At 70.3% G+C, this 23,905-nt stretch carries 11 protein-coding genes and 5 pseudogenes; 6 read left to right on the top strand and 10 right to left on the bottom strand.

What is annotated here, in order from left to right:
• Positions 1–179 precede the first annotated feature (179 nt).
• The 5 genes and pseudogenes from BFF78_RS05450 to BFF78_RS05430 all read right to left on the bottom strand — a co-directional run bounded on the left by BFF78_RS05450 (position 180) and on the right by BFF78_RS05430 (position 5,608).
• Positions 180–1,400 carry a metallophosphoesterase gene (locus BFF78_RS05450; protein WP_069777218.1) on the bottom strand — a complete coding sequence of 407 codons (1,221 nt, stop codon included), beginning with the start codon at positions 1,398–1,400 and terminating at the stop codon, positions 180–182.
• A 95-nt stretch (positions 1,401–1,495) separates the two neighbouring features.
• Positions 1,496–1,716, bottom strand: a pseudogene (locus BFF78_RS50480) (helix-turn-helix domain-containing protein); the annotation flags it as partial.
• 556 nt (positions 1,717–2,272) lie between these two features.
• Positions 2,273–2,536, bottom strand: a complete 264-nt coding sequence (locus BFF78_RS05440) for a hypothetical protein (protein ID WP_069777216.1) — start codon at positions 2,534–2,536, stop codon at positions 2,273–2,275.
• Between the two features lie 253 nt (positions 2,537–2,789).
• On the bottom strand, positions 2,790–3,689 hold the full coding sequence (locus tag BFF78_RS05435; protein WP_159032945.1) for an NADP-dependent oxidoreductase: 900 nt from the start codon (positions 3,687–3,689) through the stop codon (positions 2,790–2,792).
• A 227-nt stretch (positions 3,690–3,916) separates the two neighbouring features.
• Positions 3,917–5,608 carry an acetolactate synthase large subunit gene (locus tag BFF78_RS05430; protein WP_069777214.1) on the bottom strand — a complete coding sequence of 564 codons (1,692 nt, stop codon included), beginning with the start codon at positions 5,606–5,608 and terminating at the stop codon, positions 3,917–3,919.
• 176 nt (positions 5,609–5,784) lie between these two features.
• On the opposite strand from BFF78_RS05430, the gene BFF78_RS05425 reads away from it, so the two are divergent.
• On the top strand, positions 5,785–6,522 hold the full coding sequence (locus BFF78_RS05425; RefSeq protein WP_069783398.1) for a flavodoxin family protein: 738 nt from the start codon (positions 5,785–5,787) through the stop codon (positions 6,520–6,522).
• A gap of 326 nt (positions 6,523–6,848) precedes the next feature.
• Positions 6,849–10,433: a sodium/proline symporter PutP gene (gene putP / locus BFF78_RS05420; protein ID WP_069777213.1), complete on the top strand. Its 3,585-nt coding sequence runs from the start codon at positions 6,849–6,851 to the stop codon at positions 10,431–10,433.
• Positions 10,434–11,442: 1,009 nt separating this feature from the next.
• On the opposite strand, the pseudogene BFF78_RS47895 reads toward putP, so the two are convergent.
• Positions 11,443–11,654: pseudogene (locus BFF78_RS47895) on the bottom strand (SDR family NAD(P)-dependent oxidoreductase); the annotation flags it as partial.
• A gap of 19 nt (positions 11,655–11,673) precedes the next feature.
• Between BFF78_RS47895 and BFF78_RS47890 the strand changes: the two are divergent.
• Positions 11,674–11,835, top strand: a pseudogene (locus BFF78_RS47890) (phosphate-starvation-inducible PsiE family protein); the annotation flags it as partial.
• Between the two features lie 120 nt (positions 11,836–11,955).
• Here BFF78_RS47890 and BFF78_RS05410 read toward each other — a convergent pair.
• The 3 genes and pseudogenes from BFF78_RS05410 to BFF78_RS05400 all read right to left on the bottom strand — a co-directional run bounded on the left by BFF78_RS05410 (position 11,956) and on the right by BFF78_RS05400 (position 17,037).
• Positions 11,956–14,131: pseudogene (locus tag BFF78_RS05410) on the bottom strand (FUSC family protein).
• A 315-nt stretch (positions 14,132–14,446) separates the two neighbouring features.
• Positions 14,447–15,622: a glutathione-independent formaldehyde dehydrogenase gene (locus tag BFF78_RS05405; protein WP_069777212.1), complete on the bottom strand. Its 1,176-nt coding sequence runs from the start codon at positions 15,620–15,622 to the stop codon at positions 14,447–14,449.
• 293 nt (positions 15,623–15,915) lie between these two features.
• The gene (locus tag BFF78_RS05400; RefSeq protein WP_193433416.1) at positions 15,916–17,037 is read right to left on the bottom strand and encodes a hypothetical protein; all 1,122 of its coding nucleotides are present in this window, start codon (positions 17,035–17,037) and stop codon (positions 15,916–15,918) included.
• Between the two features lie 571 nt (positions 17,038–17,608).
• On the opposite strand from BFF78_RS05400, the pseudogene BFF78_RS50040 reads away from it, so the two are divergent.
• A pseudogene (locus tag BFF78_RS50040) lies at positions 17,609–19,083 on the top strand (LysR substrate-binding domain-containing protein).
• A gap of 240 nt (positions 19,084–19,323) precedes the next feature.
• Here BFF78_RS50040 and BFF78_RS05390 read toward each other — a convergent pair.
• On the bottom strand, positions 19,324–21,105 hold the full coding sequence (locus BFF78_RS05390; protein WP_193433415.1) for a PucR family transcriptional regulator: 1,782 nt from the start codon (positions 21,103–21,105) through the stop codon (positions 19,324–19,326).
• A gap of 276 nt (positions 21,106–21,381) precedes the next feature.
• On the opposite strand from BFF78_RS05390, the gene dnaK reads away from it, so the two are divergent.
• A complete protein-coding gene (gene dnaK / locus BFF78_RS05385; RefSeq protein ID WP_069777211.1) occupies positions 21,382–23,283 on the top strand; it encodes a molecular chaperone DnaK in 1,902 nt (633 codons plus the stop codon).
• Between the two features lie 8 nt (positions 23,284–23,291).
• A complete protein-coding gene (locus BFF78_RS05380; protein WP_069777210.1) occupies positions 23,292–23,900 on the top strand; it encodes a nucleotide exchange factor GrpE in 609 nt (202 codons plus the stop codon).
• Positions 23,901–23,905: the final 5 nt, after the last annotated feature.

Raw genomic sequence — 23,905 nt, 5'->3', positions numbered from 1 at the left:
GTGGCGGAATGGATGGGTCACAAGTCCATCGAGGAGACATGTCGCAATGTGGCTCGTTGGAGCCGTCGGCCCGGGAATGGTCCGGATCTTGTCCTCGGCGAGACGGGCCTGGTCATCTGTCGGCGCCGCATCCCTCGGCTCGTGGACGGCTTCAAGCGGATGTGTTGGGCCGCCCAGCGTTACGGCGAGGTGGGCAGGCGTGGGGAGCGGAGTACGAGCAGGGTGATCTCGCTGGGGGCGAAGACGCGGAAGGGCGGGCCCCAGAAGCCGGTGCCGCGGCTGGTGTAGAGGAGGGTGCGGGTGCCGTGGTGGCTGAGGCCGGCGAGGGCGGGCTGGTCGATGCGGACGAGGTGGTGGAAGGGCCAGATCTGGCCGCCGTGGGTGTGGCCGGAGAGCTGGAGGTCGATGCCGGCGGCTGCTGCCCGGTCGATGAACTTGGGCTGGTGGGCCAGGAGCAGGACGGGGTGGTCGGGGTCGGCGCCGTCCAGGGCTCCGGCGAGATGGGCGCCGTGGCCTGCCAGGCCGGAGGACTCGGCGGTGACGTCGTCCACGCCGGCGACCACGAGGGTGTCGCCTCCGCGTTCGAGCAGCAGATGGCGGTTGCGCAGCGGCTCCCAGCCCAGCTCGTCCATGAGGTCGACCCAGCCCTGGGCCTCGCTGTAGTACTCGTGGTTGCCGGTGACGTAGACCCGGGCCCGGGTGGCCCGCACGGTTGCGAGTGGGGCGGCCTGGGCGCGGCGGCGTTCGGCCGTGCCGTCCGCGATGTCGCCGGTGTGGCAGACCAGGTCGGCTTCCAGGGTGTTGACCGTCTCGCACACCCGCGCCGACCAGCGGGCGCGATCGAGTGGGCCGTAGTGGGTGTCGGTGATGAGGACGACGCGCGTGCCGTCCAACCCGGCACCCAGCCGTGGGAGTTGCACGTCGAGTCGGCGTACGCGTGGTACGCGGCGGGCTTCGGCGTACCCCCAGGCGAGTAGTGCGGCGGTTATGCCGAGTACGGCCCACGTGACGGTTCGGGCCCGGTCCTGACTCTCGCCGACGCCGGCCACGGTCAGGACGAGGCGCAATGGGACGCCGAGCAGAATGGACCAGGTGAACAGAACCCAGCTGGTGCCCAGCAGGGTGTCACCGACGATCGCCGCCCGGTCCTGCTGGCGCCGGCCGTGGCCGCGCGCCATCGCGAGTGGCATACCGATGAGGCCGAGGATGAAGAGGGCGGTGCCGACCAGCGTGACGGGCAGCGGCCAGTGCTGGCCGCTGTACAGGAGCACCCAGCAGGGCACGGCCCACAGCAGGACGGGGGCGATCAGGGGGATGTAGCGCATCAGGCGGTGCAGTCGGCTCTGCCGCGGAGCTTGCGCCTCACCCTCAGTGGGCCGGGTGCTGCTGGTGTCGGTCACGCTTCCCCTCCCTGACCAAGCTGCCGTCTCGCGCAATGTATCCGGTCGCCCTCGGGCCGGCCGGACCGGCGTTCATGGGCGCGGCCTTCGCCCAACGTGGGCACCCCCGAAGGTCCCTTGGAGCGTAACGCGTCTATCCCGGCCCTCACGCCAGGCCGTGTGCCAGGCGTACGCGGACTTCCGCGACACCCGTAAGGCCCGCGCCACTCGCGGTGGCTTCAAACCCCGCAGCAAACATCTCGTGGGCCTGGAACCGCACCCGCTCCCGCCGGGCCTGTTCCGGCGCGGTCAGACCGCCCCCACCGGGATACCTCATCCCGCGCCAATGGCCGTCGGGTGTGACTGTTGCCGGTCTTGGCGATCGGCTGTGCGTTCTTGCCCGTCTGCGCGGCACGACGGCGCCAGGAGATCCGAGTCATGTCGCTGGCCGGCCTCCTCACCCTCGACCGCACACTGCTCCTCGCGGTCGCGCGGGGTCGCGTTGCTGCCCGCGAGGCCTCTGGTGCTGGAACCGGTGGAACGACGGACCGGCCGGCCCGAGGGCACCACGACCGGCCCGATCTGGATTCCCGGAGGCCTCGGGGACCCGTTCTTCGGCGCAGTCATCGGCCTGACCCTCGACGGCTCGGCTGTCGCCTGCCTCATCCTTGGCATCGCCCTGCCAGAGCCGTACCTGCACTTCGCGCTCGAAGCTCAGGGGTGCCGAGCAAGGCCCACCTGGCCGGAGTCGTTCGGACAGAGCGCGGCAGGGACGGTGAGGCACGGCGGTAGTGAGGGTTCCTCAGTCACCGACATCACCGGCACCGAGCCTACGCCGACTGCCGTGGGCGAAGACGGTCCGGTCACCCGACCGGACGCCGTCCTCTCGCGGATCACAGGGTGATGGCGGCCAGGATGTTCACGCCGTTCAGGTGTGGGTTGAACCAGACGCCGGCGTTGGCGCAGCGGACCGCGTAGGCCCCGGCGGAGGTGGTCGGGCGGGGCAGCAACAGACCGAGGAAGTAGCTGCCAGGACTAGTGGGGAGGCTGAGGGTGCCGGTGATGGTTTGGGTCGCCGGGGCGGCTGCGGGCTCGCTCGTCTCCGAGCGGGGGCCGGGAAGCCAGGTGCGCCAGTCGGCGCCGGTCTCGGTGACCACGCTGCTTGCTCGAGCCGGGCAACGGCGCCATCCGCTGCGTGGACCGGCGGACATCAGCACGACGGTTTCCCAGGCGCTGAACGCCAAGCTTGGCGGTGTGGCTCAGGCCCTGCCGTGGCGGCCGCGGCCCGGGCCCCGGCGTGGGCAACCTCGCCAGCACCTCCTCGGTCGCCGACCCTCGGCCTGACGACTTCTCGATCGCGCCTGGCGGGCACCGTGGCCCAGCATTGGGATCGGGCGGTGCCCGGTCGGGTCATGCTCGGGTGAGCACGATCTTCTTACCGCCGGCCCGTCCGGTGACCACCCGGGCGAACGCCGCCGGTCCCTCGCTCAGCGGCAGGGGCTCCGGTGCGAGTTTCAAGGTTCCCGCGGCGGCCTGCTCCGCCAGCCGGACAAGCTGCGCGGCGTTGGGCTCGACGTAGAGGTCCCCACTCGTGATGCCTCGTTCCTCCGCAGGCGCGTCCGAGGTCAGGGAGCACAGTCGGCCGCCGTCCCGGACCAAAGGCAGGGCGGCGTCCGCCGTGCCGGTGGCGATGGTGAGGGCGGCGTCGAACCCGCCGCGTGCCGTGGCCGGCCAGTTCGGGTCGTGGTAGTCGACGACCTCCCTCGCTCCCAGACCGAGCAGGCGCTGTGCGGCGGCAGCAGACGCGGTCGCGGTCACCTCGATGCCCTTGGCCGCGGCGAGCTGGATGGCCAGGGCTCCGGTGGCCCCGCCTCCGTTGGTGATCAGGAGGCGCTGTCCTCGGCTGAGGTCCAGCTTCTCCAGGGCCTGTACCGCGGTGAGTCCGTTGACCGGCAGCGCCGCCGCGTGCACGGCGTCCAGCCCGGGTGGGCAGGCTGCCGTGTGATCCGCGTTGATCAGAACGCGTTCGGCCCAGAAGCCGCTTCCCCCGGGCAGCGGGGCCTCGTGTGCGAGCACCCGGTCGCCCACGGCAAACCCGGTGACACCGGCGCCGACGGCCAGCACCTCGCCCGCGCCCTCCACTCCCAGCGCCGCCGGCGGGCGCAGCCCCACGTCCCAGCCGGCGCCGTTCAGCAGTTCGTCCCACGGTCCGACCCCGGCCGCCTCAACCGACACCAGGATCTGACCCGGCCCGGGAGATGACGGTTCGGGCAACTCCAGCAGGGCGACTTCCTTCTCTGCCCCGGACACTCCGCACGCCTTCACAGCAGATCCTTGTCCTCTCACTCAGTCCGGCCGACCGGGAGGTACGGGCCGGAAACCCAAAGCAGGCATCTGTGTCGACCTCGGGATCCTCGGCAGAGGTCGCTCGTGGTCTCAGCCGCATTGGTGTCGAACCTATGCAGCTAGTGGCCGGACATGTGGTCCATTCGAAGAGTGGCTGGACGGCTCGGGTGCCGAGAACCTGGGCCGGCGGGTCAGAACGGTCCGCTGAGGCTGCCGAGTCGGTCGGTCAGGCGCAGGTTCTCGGTGTAGTCGACGGGGCAGGCGATCACGGAGACGCCTTCGTCGTCGAGGGCGCGGCGCAATGCGGGCAGCAGCTGGTCGGCGGACTCGACCTGGTAGCCGTGTGCGCCGAAGCTTTCGGCGTAGGCGACCAGGTCCGGGTTGGTGAAGCGGGTGTGGCTGTGGCGGCCGAGTTCGAGTTCCATCTTCCAGGTGATCAGCCCGTACTCCTCGTCCACCAGGACGAGGACGATCAGGGGGATGTGTTCGCGGACGGCGGTCTCGAGTTCCTGGGAGTTCATCAGGAAGGAGCCGTCGCCCATCATGGCCAGGACGCGCCGGTCGGGGCGGGCCAGTTTGGCGGCGAGGGCGCCCGGCAGTGCGAAGCCCATGGTGGACAAGCCGTTGGAGACCAGGCAGGTGTCCGGTTCGTAGGTGGGGTAGAGGCGGGACATCCACATCTTCCCGGCGCCGGTGTCGGCGAGCACGATGTCGTGGCGGTCCAGTGCGGTCCGGACATCGCTCACCACACGCTGGGGCACCAGCGGGAACGCGTCGTTGTCACGCCCGTACGCGAGTTCGTCGTCGAGCAGCGCACGGATCTTCACGCTGCTTTCCGAGTCGTAGGTGAAGCCTTCGGGCAGTGCCGAAGCGAGTGCGTCCAGCGCCTGCGACAGGTCGCCCTCGATGCCCACTGCGACCGGGTAATGTGCGTCCACCTCGGAGGGGAAGCGGTGTACGTGCACGATGCGCTTGTCGCCGTTGGGGTTGATCTTGGTGGGGTCGAATTCCTGGATCTCGTAGCCGACGCAGATCACCACGTCGGCGGTGTCGAAGCCGAAGTTGCTGTAGTCGTGGTGCATGAAGCCGACCGCGCCGAGGGCGTTCGGATGGTCGTCGGGGAAGACGCCTTTGCCGTGGAAGGTGGTCGCGACCGGGATGTTCAGTCGTTCGGCGAACCGCACGAGAGCCTCCGAGGCCCGGGCTCTCGCGGCGCCATGGCCTGCCAGCACGACAGGACGCCGTGCCGTGGTGAGCACCTCGACCGCCCGCGCGATCTGCGTGAGCGACGGCGCGTCGGCGTGCACTGTGTCGATCTGCAGGGGCGCCACGTGCTCGGCGGGCCGCTCCGCTTCGATGTCCTCGGGCACGGCCAGGAACACGGCACCGGGGCGCTCGCTCTGCGCGATCTTGAAAGCCTTGCGTGTCATCTCCGGCACCGCGTCAGGGCACTCCACGCGGGCTGCCCACTGGGTGACGGGGGCGAACATCGATACCAGATCGATGACTTGATGCGACTCCTTGTGGGTGCGGCGCAGCGAGCCCTGGGCGGCCAGGGCCACCATCGGTGCGCTGTTGGTCATGGCATCGGCGGTGCCGAGCAGCAGGTTGATCGCGCCGGGGCCCAGAGTGGCCGAACACACCCCGGCCCGGCCGGTCAGTCGTCCGTAGATCTCGGCCATGAACGAGGCGGCCTGCTCGTGGCGCACCAGCACGTACCGGATCCCGGAGCCACTCAGGGCGTCGACGAAGCGGATGTTCTCCTCGCCGGGGATCCCGAAGACGTACTCGACGCCTTCGGCTCGCAGACAGCGCACCAGCAGGTGTGCGACGTCGTCCGCTGCTGCCGTGGTCCGCGACCTGGTCGCGCCTTCGGTGCCCATGAGGCGAACGTAGGTACACCTGGCTGCCCGGGCCACTCGTCCGCCGCCGACCGGGCGTGGACCGCTGTGGCTGTTCGGAGGCGTTGTGGTGGCGGCTGCCGCGGTCGGACCGCACGCTGGCGAAGTGAGAACGAACCGCCGTGCACAAAGCGGCGGCGGAACTCCGGGAGGACCGTGTGACCCCTTCGTCGCCCGACACCGACGCACCGCCGGCCCGGTACGACGACCTGCGTGCGCTGGTGATCAACTGCACCCTCAAACGCTCGCCGGAGAAGAGCAACACCCAGGGACTGATCGACCGCAGCACCGCCATCATGGACGCGCAGGGCGTGCACGTGGATGTCGTACGGGCGGTGGACCACGACATCGCGACCGGTGTGTGGCCCGACATGCGGGAGCACGGCTGGGAGACGGACGCCTGGCCCGAGCTGTACCGGCAGGTCATGGCGGCCGACATCCTGGTGCTGGCCGGCCCCATCTGGCTGGGCGACAACAGCTCCGTGACGAAGCAGGTGATCGAGCGCCTCTACGCCTGCTCCAGCCTGCTCAACGACGCGGGACAGTACGCCTACTACGGCCGCGTCGGCGGCTGCCTGATCACCGGTAACGAGGACGGCGTCAAGCACTGTGCCATGAACGTCCTCTACAGCCTCCAGCACCTGGGGTACACCATCCCGCCCCAGGCGGACGCCGGCTGGATCGGCGAGGCGGGCCCGGGCCCCTCGTACCTCGATCCGGGCTCGGGCGGGCCGGAGAACGACTTCACCAACCGCAACACCACCTTCATGACCTGGAACCTGCTGCACCTGGCCCGGGCGCTGAAGGACCTCGGCGGCATCCCCGCCTACGGCAACCAGCGCACCGCCTGGGACGCCGGCTGCCGCCGCGACTACGAGAACCCCGAGCACCGGTAACGTGATGCCGAGGGAGACCGGCGGGCGGCCGTCGGTGTCGGCTGCCGCGGCGTGGGCGACCGTTCATAGCCGAGGGCTGTGCACCGCCTCGGGCTGCTCCCCCTGTCCCGGGCCGTTCCGGGCGGAGAGGGGGATCCTCGTAGCCTGCTGCACCGCAGATCGACACCCTCGCCCGCATGCTCGGCTTGGCGCGTCCCCGTGCCCGCACCGGCGCGGGCGGCACCGGCCGCCGACGGCGACCGGAATCTGTACATTTGTGCAGTAGGGATCACGACTGTCAGTCGTGCGGTTGTACGCCCGTGCATGAACCTCGCAGGCGAGGGATTATGTCCGACTTGAGTGCGCCGATCGTGGCCACGTTCCTCGTGTACGTGGCCGTCATGATCGGAACAGGTGTCTGGGCCTACCGCCGTACGCACACCTTCGCCGACTTCGCCCTGGGCGGCCGCAGGCTCCCCGCATTCGTCGCCGCCCTGTCCGCAGGGGCCAGCGACATGTCCGGCTGGCTGTTCCTCGCCTTCCCCGGAGCGGTGTACGCGGCCGGTGTCGGCGCCAGCTGGATCGCGGTCGGCCTGGTGCTCGGTACGTACCTCAACTGGTTGTTCGTCGCGCCGAGGCTGCGCACCTACACCGAGCGCGCAGGGAACGCGGTGAGCCTTTCGGCCTACCTGGAGGAGCGTTTCGAGGACCGCACACGGATGCTCCGGATGGTCTCGGCGGCGGTGACCCTTGTGTTCTTCACCGTGTACGTGGCCAGTGGACTGGTGGCCGGCGGCCTGCTCTTCGGGCACATCTTCGGCGCCGGTTTCCGGCTCGGGGTGGCCCTGACCGCCCTGGTGATCGTCGTCTACTCATGCCTGGGCGGCTTCCTGGCCGTGAGCCTGACCCACGTCATGCAGGCCACGCTGATGTTCCTCGCCCTGCTCGTCCTCCCCGTCGTGGGTATCGCGACGCTCGGCGGCTTCGGTGCGCTTCGTGACTCCCTCGACAGCAAGACGCCCAGCCTGCTGGACATGGGTGCCAAAGTCGGCTTCACGGACGGCCGGTGGTCGGGAGGCGGCGCGTCGCTCGGCGCCGTCTCGATCATCTCGTTGCTCTCGTGGGGCCTCGGCTATTTCGGGCAGCCGCACATCCTGGCCCGCTTCATGGGCATCCGCAGCACCAGTGCCGTACCCGCGGCCCGTCGTATCGAGACCGGGTGGGTGGTCGTGGTGCTGGCCGGTGCCACAGTGGTCGGCCTGCTGGGCATCGCGCAGTTCGGCACACCGCTCCATGACCCGCAGACGGTGTACATCGCTCTGAGCCGGACCCTGTTCAGTCCGTGGGGCGCCGGTGTGATGCTGATCGCGGTGCTCGCCGCGATCATCTCGACCGCGGACAGCCAGCTCCTCGTGTCGTCCGTCGCACTCACGGAGGACTTCTACCACGCGTTCCTCAGGCGGCGCGTCTCGGACGAGGCACTGGTGTGGGTGGGCCGCTCCGCCGTCGTCGCCGTGACCCTCGTGGCCTCCGTGATCGCGCTGAGAGGCGGCGAGCTGCTGGGGATCGTGGGCTACGCCTGGGCGGGCTTCGGGGCCGCTTTCGGCCCGGTGGTCCTGCTCTCGCTGTACTGGCCGCGCATGACCTGGGCGGGGGCCATGGCCGGGATCGTGTCCGGCGCAGTCACGGTGCTCCTGTGGCGTGTGGTCAAGCCGCTGCACGGCCCCTTCTGGTCGGGCATCTACGAGATCATTCCGGGCGTCCTGGTCGCCACGGTCGCGGCCCTGATCTTCGGCAGGTTCGTCGGCCGGCCTCCGAAACGGGCCTTCTGGCGGATGCCGGGCGGCGGGGTGAGCCAGCTGATGCTCACCCCCTTCCTCAGCCACGCGCCGGTCGGCATCGCCGTTCTCGACACGGATCTGCGGTACGTCTGGGTGAACGAGCCGCTGGACCGCCAGATCCCGCTGAAGCGGCGGCTGGGGCGGCGGATGGCGGAGGTGTTGCCGCAGGCCGAGGCCGACGCCTTCGAGGAGAAGATGCGCGAGGTGCTTCGGACCGGTGCGCCGGTGATGGACTTCGAGTACCGCGGCGCCGGCTACACGGTGCACGACCGAGGCCGCGCGATCTCTGCCTCCTTCTTCGCGATGAAGGACCGCCACGACCGGAATGTCGGTGTCTGGTACATGATCATCGATGTCACTGAGCGGTGGCGGGCGCAGGAGCGACTGGCCCTGCTCAATGACGCCGCTGCGCGCATCGGCAGCACCCTGGACGTGACGCGGACCGCACAGGAACTGGCCGACGACGCGGTGCCGGCCGTCGCGGACTTCGTCGCCGTCGACCTGCTGGACTCGGTCACGAGGGGCGAGGAGCCGGCCCCCGGGCCGGTCGGTATGTCACCCGTCATCCGCCGTGCGGCCCAGCGGTCGGTCCGTGAGGGATGCCCCGAGGCGTCCCTCGCCGTGGGGGAAACAGTCCGACGTGCGCCCGAGTCGCCCGTGACCCGCTGTCTGCTGGAGAGCAGGACCCTGGTCGAGCGGGTCCTTGACCGCACCAACAGTCCGTGGGTGACCGTGGACGAGACGCTGGGCGCCTCGTTCCTGGACTACGACTTCCGCTCGGTGATGGTGGTCCCCGTGCGGGCGCGCGGCGTCACCCTGGGGGTGGCGACGTTCGCCCGGTCCCGGCGGCTGGGCCCCTTCGAGGACGACGACGTCCGCCTCGCCGAGGAACTCGTCTCCCGTGCGGCGGTGTGCATCGACAACGCACGCCGTTTCACCCGTGAGCGCACGGCGGCCCGTTCCATGCAGCGCTACCTGTTGCCGCAGGACCTGACGGGAGGGTCCGCTCTCGCCGTGGCCTCGTGGTATCTCCCGGCGGATGCCCCCAGCGGTGTGGGCGGCGACTGGTTCGACGTGATCCCGCTCTCCGGAGCGCGGGTCGCCCTGGTCGTCGGGGACGTGGCCGGGCACGGCATCAACGCGGCGGCGACGATGGGGCGCCTGCGCGTCGCGGTGCGCACGCTTGCCAACCTCGACCTCTCTCCGGACGAACTGCTGGCCCGTCTGGACGATCTGGTCATCGGCCTCATGGGGGCGCACGACATCGATGCTCCGTTCGCGGCCGAGGACGAGGCGACGGGCACCGCGTTCCTGGGCGCCACTTGCCTGTATGCCGTCTACGACCCGGTCAGCAGGCTGTGCTCCATGGCCCGGGCCGGTCACCTCCCGCCGATGATCGTCGCTCCCGACGGCGCCGCCGACATTCTGGACCTGCCCGCCGGACCGCCACTCGGCCTCGGCTACCTCCCGTTCGAGTCCATCGAGACCGAGCTGGAAGACGGCAGCCTCATCGCCCTCTACACCGACGGCCTCATTGAGTCCGTCGACCGGGACATCGACGTCGGGCTCTCCCGGCTGGGCGACGCCCTCGCGGCCCCCCTGCCGACCCTGGCGGAGACCGGCCGACGAGTGATCGACAGCCTGCTGACGGGTCCGCCTGCCGACGACGCGGCCCTGCTCCTCGCCCGTACCCGTGTCCTGGCTCCGGACCGCGTCGCCTCCTGGGACCTGCCCAGCGATCCGGCCGCCGTCGCGCACGCCCGCGACCTCGCGGCTCGGAAGCTGACGGAGTGGGGCATCCCCGATCTCACGTTCACCACGGAACTCATCGTCAGCGAACTGGTGACCAACGCGATCCGCCATGCGGCCGGACCGGTCTGCCTGCGCTTGATCCGGGATCGCGGCCTGATCTGCGAGGTCTCCGACGCCAGCAGCACCGCGCCACGGCTGCGTCACGCGCGGACCACCGACGAGGGGGGACGGGGCCTGCTGATCGTCGCCCAGATGGCCCGCCGGTGGGGCACTCGTTACACGAAGACCGGCAAGATCATCTGGACGGAGCAGGTCATTGCGGCCGACGCGATCGGCTAGCCCGGCGGGCGGATCGACTGGCGCCGTCAGGGAAGTCGGCAACAGGTCGGTGTGAGTCCTCGAACACCCGGCGACAGCTGACCCCACATGCGAAACGTTGTAGCCTCCGAACATCGCCCTTGACCTGCAGAAAGCAGGCAGGGAGCAGACGAATCGGGAGTGTCTTCGTGCTTCGTACCATGTTCGAGTCCAAGATCTAGCGTTTGGGTGTTTCCGCAGGTCGGGGCCCTGATCGCGGCGTCCGAGTCAGCAAAAGGTCAGCATTGGACCGGGCGGTGTCCCGCGTTGCTACCTTGCGGCTACCAGGGGCCTGCTGTGCCACCCGGCGCCCGCTCGGAAGGCTAGATGCGTGGCTCGGAGCTTGCCCGTGGGATGAGGTCGTTCTTCAAGGAATGCGGCTTTTCGAGACCGTTGCCCGCACCCGTACACGGTCCGGTTCCGGGATGCTCTCGGCAGGCAGCGTGAGGAGGCCGGCTACAGCACGCACGACGACGCGATCGAGTGCCTCACGCAGATCTACGCGGAGAAAAGGAAGACGGCGCCGTCAGTAGCCGAGGTCCGCCGCGAACTCGGCCGGCAGACGGTCGCGGAATACGCGGAGCAGTGGCGGCCCCGGCAGCGCAGAATGACCGAATACTCCACGGGTGGCACGTGGACAGCTCCATCAACGTGCACCTCATCCCCCGCCTCGGATCGCGGAAGCTGAATTCCGTCACGCCTCTCGTGGTCGAGCGCTTCCTGGACGAGCTGGAGACGGACGGGATCGGTCGCGGAAACCAGGTGAACATCTTCCGCACAGAAGGCGCTGATCGTCGCCGACGAAGATCTCGCGCTCGAAATCGTCATGATGGTGGGTTGCGGCTTGCGTAACGAGGAAGCCCGGGCAGTGAACGTCAACAACGTCGTGGCGGACGATGTCTACAGGGTGCATGAGCGGATCCTCTCCAACACGCACAGGCCGGCGAAGCTGAAGCACCGCAGGGCGGGGGAGTTCCGAGAGGTGCCTCTGCCGCGCTCGGTGCGCCGCGAAGCTGCCCCCTGTCACGGTGCGGCCCGCCGACGCCGCGGACAGCAGGGGGGCCAGCCACTGGGTCAGCGCGAAGTGGCCGAGGTGGTTGGTGCCGAACATCAGCTCGTGGCTGTCCTCGGTCTCTCGACGCGGCGGGTCGTCGAGGGCGACCCTGCGTTGTGGACCACCGCGTCGAGATGATCGAGGTCCAGTCTGTCTGCGGCGGTCATCGTGGCCGAGCTGCTCCACACCGTCCGCCTCACCATCAGGAACCAGACCCTCGATGCGGAGCCTTTCCTCGTCGTCGGCCTGATTGCTGGCATCGGCAAGGTGCTCATCGTGACGGCCGAGGCGGAGAAGTCCTTTCGGTGGAACGTCGAGGGGATCGAACTGCTGATCCTGGCGGGTCTGATCCTCGTGATGGCGACACCGGCGTACGTGTGGCGGCGCTCGACGCGGCCGGGCGACTATGTCCCGTTCCAGCAGGCGCAGCGCTCTCCGTCGTCGGCGCCGTCATCCACCCCGGTGCGCGGGCCCTGCTCCGATACCCTCCGCAGCCAGGGTCGCCCGCACCCGCTGCTCCTCGCGAGCAGAGCCGACGTCCCGTTCCAGGGGTGTGCGGCTCACGGCTGTCGCGAGGTCTTCCAAGGCCCGTTTTTGCAGTTCCGCCTCGCGCCGCACGACCGGACTGCCATTGCCGGCGGCGTCCTCCCACGCGTGGAGCGCCTCCTCCACGCGTCCCCAGTCCGGATTCCTGTGCTCGCGCACGGCGACTGCTGCCTTCGCGGTGTCCGTCTCCAGGGCCTCGGCGAATCGCTCCGCCTCGGGGACGAAACGGCTGTCGGCCCGCGGGACGTGGCTCTCCATGAGCATCGCCGCGCGGCCGAACCCCTTGAGCGCCTCCTGCGCCTCCTGCGCCTCGCGCGACGTCAGACCCCTGGGGCGGACCGGTTCCTGCTTTGCCCGGTCGTATGCCTCCTGCCAGGCGGCACGTGCCTCCCTGCTCTCCAGCAGCGCCCTGCGCATGTCGGCGTGATGCTCCCGGGTCGGTTCGGCGTAGTCGCGGAGCACCGCGGCCGCGTAGCGGCCGTTGGCGGCGAGCCAGTCCGCAAGCCGCCCCGGCAGTCGTGGTGTTTCCCATGCGGGGAACACCACGTACGCCAGCATCGCCAGGGCCCCGCCGAGCAGGGTGAGCACCACCCGCTCCGGGACTGTCTGCTCCCATGCCTGGCCGCCCATGCCGAGCAGGAAGACGACGTACGCGGCGGTGAAGCACTGGGAGTAGGCGTAGCCGGTACGGTTCAGCGTGTACGACAGGCCCGCCGAGACCACCGCCAGCGCGCCGGACACATGGGCGTCCGGGCCCAGGGCCCGCACCATCCCGGTGGCGAGCGCGACCCCCGCCAGGGTCCCGGCGAGACGGGCCACCGCACGCGCGTACGTCCGGTGGAAGTCGGGCCGCATCACCATCACCGAGGCGATGGGCGCCCAGTAGCCGTGGCTCAGGGGGAGCCGGGCGGCGATCAGATAGCCGAGCGTGGCCACCGCCGCCAGGCGGACGGCGTGCCGGAACACGGGCGAGTCCCGGCGGAGCTCACGGCGGACCGCCCGTACGACGACCGGGACCAGCCGGAGCATTGTCGGGCGCACCAGGAACCGGGCGCCGGTGAGGCCGGGCGGCGTGGGCGTCCTCCCGCGCGCGCAGCCGCTACCGGCGATCTCCAACGCCTCGCCGAGCAGTTCCACGAGCCGCTCGGCGGCCTGCCTCGCGGGGCCCTCCAGCACCTCGTGCTCCTCGTCGACGCGCAGGACGTCCGTGCTCCCGGGCCGCACCTCGGCGGGAGTGCCGCGGCGGATCGAACGGGCGACCGCGTCCAGAACGTCGGCGGCCGCGTCGAGCAACTCCCGCGCGCGGTCCCGCCCGGGTCCCTCCGCCGGGGCGCCGACGTCCGGGTCGGCGAGCGCCGCGACCACCGGCCGAATGCGCTCGGCGAGTCCCCGGGGGCCGTGCAGGACGGGGGGACGGGTGCGGGCCTGTGACGGCGTCACGGCAGCCGCGTCCCGGGCCGTCATCAACGGCTCCGGGTCGAACGGGGCGGTCGGGTCGTGCCGCAACCGGCGGGGCGTAGTCCGCCACGGCGGCCAGGGCGTCGGCGAGCGCGTCACGATGCGCTCCCCAACGCCGGATCGGGAACAGCAAGATCAGCACGGCCTGCGTCACGCCCCCGAGTGCGATGACCCCGGCGTGCTCCAGGGCGCGCCCGATGCTCGTGGGCAAGGTGATGGTCACCAGCATGCTGCCCACGGTCGTCGCTGCGACGATCCCAGCGGTCGATCCGACGGCCCACGCCATCCCCGCGGCAAAGGCCCATACGGCCAGCAGCGGCAGGAACGTCACGAGTCGCCCCGCCGCCAGGTAGCCCACGAAGGTGCTGAGCGCCAGACCCGCGCCCGCGCCGAGCGCCACCACCTTGCGCGGACGCCAGCTGCGCTGGAAGGTGGCCCCACCCGCGGAGTAGGCGCCGAGGGCGGCGGACGCGGCATACGCAGGGGAGACCAGCCACAGCGCCGGCCCGATGACGATCGCCACCCCAGCGGCCGCGCGCAGCGCGAGCAGGGGCTCCAGCCGCGTCTCCTCGATCGTGAGCCCGGATCGCACGACCTCCCCGAAGGCCCGCAGCCAGGTCACGGGTGTCCGCCTGGCCGGGATGCCCTGCCGGGTCGCGTCGGCCTGGTTGAGGTGCGGCAGCCCTCGGGCAAGGAAGCCTCCCACACGGCCCGCTGACTGGCTGGCGGCCGCAGCCGCTGGACGGGGTGCTGCCCCCGCGGACACTGCTGAGCGTCCGCCGTCCGTCCTCCAGGCCGGAGCGCGGGCAATCATTGTTGGTTCAGGTCCGGCCGGAGCACGGCGATTGCCGCCAGCCCCATCCGGCGGACGGGCAGATCGCCACCCGTCCCCCGGACCGGTCCAGGGGAGACAGGGGGCACGGCGGCCCCGGGTCTCTTACCGCTTGTGGCCGTTGCCGTGTCCGTTGGGATGCAGGACCACCTTGGTCCAGCCCTCGTCACGGGCGTCGAAGTGCTCGTAGGCGGTGGGGGCCTCGTCCAGGCTGAGCTCGTGGGAGACGACGAAGCTCGGCTTCGCCTTCCCGCCTGCGATCAGGTCCCGCAGCGCCCGGTTGTACTTCTTCACCGGCGCCTGCCCGGTGCCCATGCGCTGGCCCTTGAACCACATCATGCCGAAGTCGATCGGGACCTTGCCCTGCGCCTCCAGCGGCCCCTGGGCCTCGGCGCCGCCGGGGTCCTGGGGCAGGAACACGCCCACCACGCCGATGTCGCCCGTGAACCTGACCGAGTCGATCAGTCCGTTGAGCGTGAGGCTGGCGTCCTCGTGTCCCTGGGGGTCGTGTGCCTGGTAGCCGACGCATTCGCAGCCGTTGTCGGCGCCCAGACCGAGGGTGGCCCCCTTGACGACCTCCGCCGGGTTCCGCTCGGCGGTGTTGATCGGGATGGCCCCGATCTCCTCCGCCTTGCGCAGCCGGTCGGGCTGGTGGTCGGCCGTCCAGACGCGGCCGGCGCCCTTGAGGAGGGCGGAGTAGGTCGCCATCAGCCCGACGGGACCGGCTCCGAAGACGATGGTCTGGTCGCCCGGTTTGACGTGGGCCATCTCGGTGGCGTGATAGCCGGTGGGGAAGATGTCGGCGAGCATCACGTAGTCGGTCTGCCGCTCGGCGGCGTCCTGGCCCAGACGCAGCGCGTTGAAGTCGCCGTAGGGCACGCGCAGCAGCTCCGCCTGGCCGCCCTGGTAGGGGCCCATGTCGGCGAATCCGTAGGCGGCTCCGGCGAGGGCCGGTTCCGGCTGCATGGTCAGGCAGTAGTTGGTCAGGCCCTGCTCGCACTGCTTGCAGAAGCCGCAGGCGATGTTGAAGGGCAGAACCACATACTCGCCCACCTGGACCTTGCGGACGGCCGAGCCGACCTCCACGACCTGGCCCATGTTCTCGTGTCCCAGGGTGCGGCCGGACTCGAACGAGGTGCGGCCCTCGTACATGTGCAGGTCCGAACCGCAGATGTTGGTGCTGGTGATCTTGACGATGATGTCGCAGGGGTGTTCGATCTTCGCGTCCGGTACGTCCTTCACTGTGACCGTTCGCGGTCCTTCGTATACCGCTGCCTTCATGATGGCTTCCCTTGATGTCGCGGCATGGCGGTGATGGAGAGGGCGTAAAGGGCCTGACGCTCGGAAGTGCCAGCGGGGTCCGTGGCTCCGCAGCCCTCTGCGGGCCGTTCACCTGAATCAGATGGAACGGTCTTGCCGTCGGCCCGCCAGGCGGAGCTTCGGCGCTCCGGCGGCAGTTGCGTCCGGGTCCCCGTCGGCCCCCGAGGCGAAACAACCACGCACCGACCGAACAGCGGAATCTCCGGACCGGGACGACCACCGACCGACGGCACATCTCCGACTGAGGGCACCCGCTAGTCACCGTGCTCGTCCTGCAGCACCCTGCGACGCTCCTGTTCGCGCTTGGAGTAGGCGGCTGCTCGGATCGCCTCGTCGCTCTCCAAGCCCGATCCCAGCGCGCCGCCCACCGTGGCGACCGGAGCGACGAACCAGGCCAATGTCCAGTACTCCGTGACGTGCGGCGGCGTTCGTGTCGTGGAAGCGAACACCCGGTCGTTGAGGATGAACAGCGCGCACACCAGGTTGATGAGCATCAAACCCACGTAGCAGACGATCACCCCGATACCCACGGTCACGATCGTCGAGGCGTTGTAGAGAGCCGCCCTCTTCCTCGCCTCCGGCGAAACCTCATCCGTTCGATGCCACAGGTTCGCGTCCACGATCAGCCAGCCGATCATGAGAGCGACAGACCCGACCATGGCGATCACCAGGCGTGGCGTGCTCAGGGAGGTGGCCAGGTTCCAGATGGTGGAGTTCACGGTGGCGACTGCTCCCGTGGCGAGTGCGGCCGCCAGGGCTTTCGACAAGCCCGGCACCAAGCGCCACGGCCGGTTGGCGCGGACCATACCGCCGAGCACCCTCAGGTAACCGCGCGGCCCACTGACGACGTACCGCAGATCGGCGATCTCCTCCTCACCGATCTGGCCCGGATGGATAGGCGCGAGACGACCGATGAAGGGCCCCCGCAGCGGCTGACTTCCCGGAGGCCCCTCAGCCCCCGTGCCCTGCAGGCCCGCCAAGCTGAGCACGGCTTCTTCCACGGCCTGGCGGGCCCTGGTCTGCAGCCGGAAGCCCCCCAGCGTGGGAAGAGACAGCAGCGCCAAGCCGTGTTCATGACTCAGATCCACCACGAGCTTGCGCCCATGTGAGTGCAGCGGAAGGTCGGTGAGGGCCACGACGATGTCCCAGTTCCCCTCACTTCCGCGGTCCATGATCCGGCGCGTCAATGTGGACAGGTCCTCGGTCCCTGCTGTGAAGGGCTCACTGACCACCTCGACGTCGAACCGTCGTCCGTGGCCTGACCTCTCGGCGAGCCGATCAGGAAGCATCTGGGCCATGCGCTGCGCGATCTCCGTCGGCGCATCCGGATCCGCCAGAAGAGCCACGACCGTAACGTCCTGAGACGGCACCCGCATGACTCCTCACCGTCGGCTGCCCCCGCGATCGCACGTGGCCACAGGATGCCCCCGAGGTAACGCCGACGCCGCGTGACACGCTGGCCCCTGCCAGCAGGTGCAGGCGGCACGGTCGGATCTCCTCGTCCTCCCTGTGCGGGGCCCGCTCCACCGCGGGGCCACTGTTGCGTGCGCCACCGCGAACACCCGCTCCGTGCCACCCGGGCACCGCACGCCGCGCCACCGGCCACCCCACTTCGATGTCCGGCCCGGGAGTGCGCCGGCAGGGGGCAGGCGAAGGCCCCGGCTGGTTCGGGGGATCCCCAGCCGGGGCCGATCGAGAGTGGGCGCGAAGGGCGGTCGCCTCGCGGCGGGGGCTCCATAAGGCTTCAGCCGAACGATCGTCCTCATGGGCAAAGGGTGAGGCCCGGGGACACAGTTCCCTTCACGCCCACATGCGGATCAACGGTGACGTTCTCTCGAATGTTCCCTGGAGCGTCTCATACCGGGATTTCTCCGGGCGCTCGTGTGAGCGGGGCCCGGTGACGGCGCCTGTCGCGCGGTTCGCGGCGCGATCAGGTAATCAGGAACGGTGAACAAGGACGCGACCGACCCCTCGTGCATGTCCGGGGCGCCGGTGAGAACAACCTGCGGAACATCGATGTCGACGTTCCGCGGGACGCGATGGTCGCCTTCACCGGCGTCTCCGGTTCGGGCAAGTCATCGCTCGCGTTCGGCACGCTCTACGCGGAGGCCCAGCGGCGCTACTTCGAGTCCGTAGCACCGTACGCCCGAAGGCTGTTGCAACAGGTCGGCGCACCGCACGTGCAGGAAATCACCGGACTGCCACCGGCCGTGGCCCTGCAGCAGCGACGCGGGTCGCCCAGCTCGCGCTCGACGGTCGGCACCCTCACCACGCTGTCCAATCTGCTGCGCATGCTGTACTCCCGCGTCGGCACCTATCCGCCCCGGGCCGCACGGCTGGAAGCCGAGTCGTTCTCACCCAACACCGCTGCCGGCGCCTGCCCGGAGTGCCACGGACTGGGTGTCGTGCACGACGTCGCCGAGGACCTGCTCGTCCCGGATCCCTCGCTGAGCATCCGCGAGGGGGCGATCGCCGCCTGGCCGGGCGCCTGGCAGGGCGCCAACCTGCGCAGTGTCGTGAGCGGCCTGGGGATCGACATCGACCGACCGTGGCGCCGGCTCAGGAAGAAGGACCGGGACTGGCTGCTGTACACGGACGAACAGCCCTCCGTGTACGCGCTCAGGTGCAGCCACCCGTGCGGTGTGCGCGGGCGGCGATCGAGCGGCTGGGCGCGCCCGAACACGTCGCAGCAGGTCCGGCTCACCGGGGCGGGCGCCGCGCTGCTGCCGGAGGCTCGGGCCACCCTGAACGCCGCCCAGGCCGCCCAGGACGCCGTGCGCGCCGCACAGGACACGCTGCGCGGCACGGTGAACGTGGGCGCCATGGCCTCGGTCGAGGTGGTGGACCTGCCTGCGCTCCTGGGGCAGCTGCACGCGCGGCACCCGGCGATCGACGTCCGGCTGCGGCCGGCCACGGCCGGCTCGGCGGGACTGGCGCAGGCGCTGCTCAGCGGGGACCTTGACGTGGCCTTCCTGTCGCTGCCCGAACGCAAGCCCGCCGGGATCGACGCACGGGAGCTGGCCACCGTGCCGCTCGTCCTGGTGGTGAGCGCCGCCCATCCGCTCGCGCAGCGGGGAAAGGTGGCGCTCGCGGACCTCGCGGGGGAGCCCTTCGTGGACTTCCCGCCGGGCTACGGCAACCGCGAGGTGGTCGACCGGGCGTTCGCGGCGGCGGGCGTCGTACGCCGGGTGGCACTGGAAGTGCCCGACATCGACATGGGGGCGGCACTGGTCCGGCACGGTCTGGGCATCGCCTTCCTGCCCGCGTTCGCCGTTGCCCGCACCCCCGGCCTGCACGTCCTGGACGTCCACGACACCGTGCTCCGCTGGAGCATGCATCTCGGCACGTCGTCGACCCGGCGGCCCAGCTCGGCTCTGCGGGCGCTGCTCGACCTGGTCGACCTCCACGTCCTCGCCCTGTGACGCCCGGGCCGCGGCCCGGAACGTCACCGGTCGGTGGTGTCCGGGGGCCCCTGCCGTGGTCCGATGGTGGTGATGAACCAAGGTCCCGTCTTCTGGCCCGATGCGACCTCGCTGGATCAATCAGAGGAAGGGCCACCCACCCACTTCAGCCGGCAGCAGCGCGGCGCCCGCCCCGGTGCTGTGGCGGGGCAGCCCGCCCAACTGCTACTGACACCGCTCGCGCAGAAGTTCAGTGAGGCATCAGCCGGGTCCGCCCAGCACGATTTTCCACACTCGGGTCGCCACCTGGAGGTTCAGCCGGTCTTCGACGTTCGCGAGGTCGTGGCCGCTGATGTCGCGGATGCGCTGGAGCCGATAGCGCAGCGTGCTGCGGTGGATCGCGAGGGAGTCGGCGGTCTCGTCGTAGTTGCCGCCGCAGTCGAAGTACCGGGACAGGGCCTGCACCATGGCCGCGTGGTGCCGGGAGTCGTAGTCGATGAGCTGCCCGAGCCACTCGTGGACGAACGTTTCCAGTTCCCGGTAATCGCTGCCGGGTCCCAGGATGCGGTAGAGGCCGAGCTCGTCGAAGAACGTCGTGCCGTAGCGCTCGCGGGACTGGCGGCGCACCTCCAGGGCGCGCTGCGCCTCCTGGTAGTGGTGGGGGATGTCGTTCAGGGAGTCGGAAGGGGCGCTCACCCCGATCGTCCCGGACCGTGTCCCGGTCTCCCGGGCGAGTGCCTCGTACAACGCGCGGGCGTGCGGCCTGTCGCCAGTGATGAGGACGACGTGGTCGGAGCGGCGGGTCAGCAGCGAGCGCATGCCCACCGCAACGGCCGCCCGACTCACGGTCTGCGCGAAGGAATCGTCGGCGGTCCGGTTCGACCACTGCACCACGACGACGTAGTGGCTGCCGTGCAGGTCGTGTCCGACTGCCTCGGACCGGGCGTAGGCGCTCGGCTCGTCCGTCCCTGCCAGGAGGTCGTCGGCCAGCTCGCGGTGCAGCTTCAGCTCCACTTCGGCCAGATTGCGCAGGTGCGTCAGCTCCAGGGCGAGCGACGCGGCGGCGTGTCCAAGCGCGAGTACGGTGTGCTCGTCGGCTTCGTCCCGGGCATCGACCAGCGCCAGCACGCCCAGGATCTCGCCGTGCGGGCGGATCAGGGTGATCAGCCGGTCCCTTATCCGCACCGGCCCGGCCTCTTTGGCGACGGCGTGCAGCATTTCGTCCTGGCGCACGGGGTCTGGTTCGGGATAGGGGACGGGGCGGTCGGGGCCGGTCCAGGACCTCAGCCGACCGAAGCGGTCCTCGAGCAGCGCGGGAAGCCCTGTGAGTCCGTGCAGTGCGCGGGTGACAGCTTCTTCGCCGCCACCCGAGGCAGCCACGCCGGCCATGAGAGCGTGAACGGCTCGCTCGTAGCCCAGCTCAGCCACCACAGAGATCAGCTGCCGCTGGAGGGCTGTGCGTTCCTCCCGCAGCCGGTGCAGCTCCAGCGCGTCCTCGCGTTGGCGGCGGTGTGCGAAGGCGACCGACAGTGCAGCAGCGGTGTGCCGGACGAGCATGGCGAGCAGGGATCGCTCGGCCCCGGTGGGCCGGGAGCGGGACGTGACCACGAGGTAGCCGTGGAGTTCCCCAGGTCCGCGTAGACCCAGGGCGCGACCCCAGGGCTTGCCGGCTACGGTCACGTTGCCGTCCTGCCCGGCCAGCTCCCGGACCCTCCGGCCCACGGCCAAGGCATGCGTCTGCCCGTTCCTCGGGCTGGGGACCAGGTCGCCGCCCACCTTGAGGTATCCGGCCTCGGCGCTGTACGGCCCCGCGGCGACTATGTGATCCATGGCCAGGCGCAGGATCTCGCCTTCGTCCGGAGCGTCGAACTGGGCGCGGGAGAGCGCGACCAGCTCGTGGAGGGCATGGGCGGCTGGGGTGCGAGCGGGCACGCGGGGCCCCCTGGGCGCGGCCGTAGGGCGCCGCCCGGCGCTGCCCCGCGGAAGGCTGCCCTTCCGGTCGGAGTAGCGGTGGTACAGGCCGTACGCCCGACTGCCGACCATGGGATCACTCCGTCCTTCGGAGGTGAGCGGCTTTCGCGTACCCGGTCCCGGGCCGGCTACCCGAGACGTGTGGGTTCTTTCTCTCGTACTCGTGGGGCGACCGGACCCGTGCATTCCTGACTCGCCAGGCGCAGGCGTGGAGCCACCCGGTTCGACACCCTGGGGAGTGCTCGAGACCCTCCGTGCGCACCCCTGGGAACGGCGGAGATCCCACCTCTACCTGAACGAACGTGATCCGGAGAGTCGACGCAGGCGCTGCACCGGGAGGAGTTCCTCATGGCCAAGGCAGTGGGCATCGACCTGGGCACCACCAACTCGGTGATCGCCGTGTGGGAGGGCGGCGAGCCGTCCGTCGTGCCCAACAGCGAGGGCAACCGCACGACACCGTCCGTCGTGGCCTTCACCGACACCGGGGAACGTCTGGTGGGCCAGCTGGCCCGGCGCCAGGCGATCCTCAACCCCAAGGGCACCATCTACTCGGCCAAGCGGTTCATCGGCCGGCACTTCGACGAGATCTCCGACGAGGCCAGGGCGGTGGCGTACGACGTCGTCGAGGGCGACGGCGGGGCGGCCCGCTTCAAGGTGCGCGACAAGCTGTACGCGCCTGAGGAGATCAGCGCACAGGTGCTGCGCAAACTCGCCGACGACGCGTCCAAGCAGCTGGGGGAGCGGGTCACGGAGGCGGTCATCACGGTGCCCGCCTACTTCAACGACGCTCAGCGCACCGCCACGAAGGACGCCGGACGGATCGCCGGACTGGAGGTGCTGCGGATCATCAACGAGCCGACGGCGGCTGCCCTCGCGTACGGCATGGACAAGAAGGAGCACGAGACGGTCCTCGTCTTCGACCTGGGCGGCGGCACCTTCGACGTGAGCATCCTCGACGTCGGCGACGGCGTGGTGGAGGTGCGCTCCACCGCCGGCGACAGCCACCTGGGCGGCGACGACTTCGACCGGCGTCTGGTGGACTACCTCGCGGACGACTTCCAGAAGGAGAACGGCATCGACCTGCGCAAGGACCCGCAGGCGCTGCAACGACTGTTCGAGGCGGCGGAGAAGGCCAAGACCGAGCTCAGTTCTGTGACGCAGACGCAGGTCAGCCTCCCGTTCATCACCGCCGACGCCTCGGGCCCCAAGCACCTCACCGACTCGATCATGCGGTCCACTTTCGAGCAGATCACCGGCGACCTGGTGGAGCGTTGTCTGGGACCGGTGCAGCAGGCGATGGCCGACGCGAAGGTCGGCGAGAGCGACATCGACGAGGTCATCCTCGTCGGCGGTTCCACCCGCATCCCCGCTGTCCAGACTCTGGTCCGCCGGCTGACCGGCGGCAAGGAACCCAACATGAGCGTCAACCCCGACGAGGTCGTGGCCCTGGGTGCCGCGATCCAGGCCGGGGTACTCAAGGGCGAGGTCAAGGATGTCCTGCTTCTCGACGTCACACCCTTGTCGCTGGGCGTGGAGACGCGCGGCGGAGTGATGACGAAGATCATCGAGCGGAACACCACCATCCCGGTGCGCCGCAGCGAGACTTTCTCCACCGCCGAGGACAACCAGCCGGCCGTCGATGTGGTGGTCCTCCAGGGCGAGCGTGAACGGGCCGCCGACAACCGGGTGCTGGGCCGGTTCCAGCTCACCGACATCCGGCCGGCGCCGCGGGGCGAACCACAGATCGAGGTCACCTTCGACATCGACGCCAACGGCATCCTCAACGTCAAGGCCCGCGACCGGGACACCGGCAAGGAACAGGGCATCACCATCAGCGAGAGCTCCAACCTGGACCGCAGTGAGGTCGAACGCATGGTCCAGGAGGCCGAGCGCAACCGGGGCCAGGACCAGGCACTCCGCGAGGCCGTCTACGCCCGCAACGAACTCGACGCCGTCGCGTACCAGGTCGAGAAGCGCCTCGCAGAACTGGGCGACGCAGCGCCCGCGCACGAGAAGGCACGCGCCGAAATGCTCGTGTCCGACGCCCGGGCGGCGGTCAAGGAAGAGGCGGGCGTGGAGCGCGTGCGGCCTCTGACCTCCGAACTCCAGCAGGTGCTCGCCGGGCTGGTGGCCCATCAGGGCGCCGCCGCCACGGACGGCGGTCCTGGCCGGGACGCCGCCACCGGCGGTCCCACGGGTGGCGGTGGCGGTGACGATGATGTCATCGACGCCGAGTTCGACAAGGGCTGAGGCGCGCCATGCCCACCCACCCCCAGGAACCCGACCGGGCCGCGTCGGATCCGGGCGTACGGGTCCCGGAAGGCGCCGGACGCCCTCCTCGCGGGGATTTGCCCCAACCGGGCCCGCCCCGGCCCGAAGCGGCGAACGGCGAACCGGGACCCGATGCCGCCGGCCCCGCGCCTGCCGAGGACGAGTACACGACCGCGATCCAGGAACTGGAGGACCGCTGGCGGCGCGCACTCGCCGACCTCGACAACCTTCGCAAGCGTCACGCCAGGGAACTGGAGCGCGAACGGGCGGTCGAGCGGTCCCGCACGGCGGCCGCCTTCCTGCCCGTCCTCGACAACCTCGAACTCGCCCTGACCCACGCCGGCGCCGATCCGGGCGCGATCGTGGAGGGCGTCCGGGCCGTACGCGACCAGGCGGTGAACGTCCTCGAACTGCTCGGCTACCCGCGGCACGCGGAGACCGGCGTCGCCTTCGACCCGGCCCGGCACGAGGTGGTCGGTGTCGTCCAGGACCCCGACGCCCCACCGGGCACCGTCGTCGAGGTGCTGCGCCCCGGCTACGGGGACGGCGAACGGCAGCTCAGGCCTGCCGCCGTGACGGTCGCGAAGCGGGAGTGACCGGT

This window comes from Streptomyces fodineus (assembly GCF_001735805.1).
Classification (GTDB): domain Bacteria; phylum Actinomycetota; class Actinomycetes; order Streptomycetales; family Streptomycetaceae; genus Streptomyces; species Streptomyces fodineus.
Note: the sequence above shows the minus strand (reverse complement) of the source record. Positions and strands in the feature narration are given on the sequence as shown.

Coding starts and splice junctions, on each gene's coding strand:
- BFF78_RS05380 (WP_069777210.1), top strand. CDS start 23,292: ATGCCCACCCACCCCCAGGAACCCGACCGGGCCGCGTCGGATCCGGGC.
- BFF78_RS05400 (WP_193433416.1), bottom strand. CDS start 17,037: ATGCGGGTGCCGTCTCAGGACGTTACGGTCGTGGCTCTTCTGGCGGAT.
- BFF78_RS05405 (WP_069777212.1), bottom strand. CDS start 15,622: ATGAAGGCAGCGGTATACGAAGGACCGCGAACGGTCACAGTGAAGGAC.
- dnaK (WP_069777211.1), top strand. CDS start 21,382: ATGGCCAAGGCAGTGGGCATCGACCTGGGCACCACCAACTCGGTGATC.
- putP (WP_069777213.1), top strand. CDS start 6,849: ATGTCCGACTTGAGTGCGCCGATCGTGGCCACGTTCCTCGTGTACGTG.
- BFF78_RS05430 (WP_069777214.1), bottom strand. CDS start 5,608: ATGGGCACCGAAGGCGCGACCAGGTCGCGGACCACGGCAGCAGCGGAC.
- BFF78_RS05390 (WP_193433415.1), bottom strand. CDS start 21,105: ATGGTCGGCAGTCGGGCGTACGGCCTGTACCACCGCTACTCCGACCGG.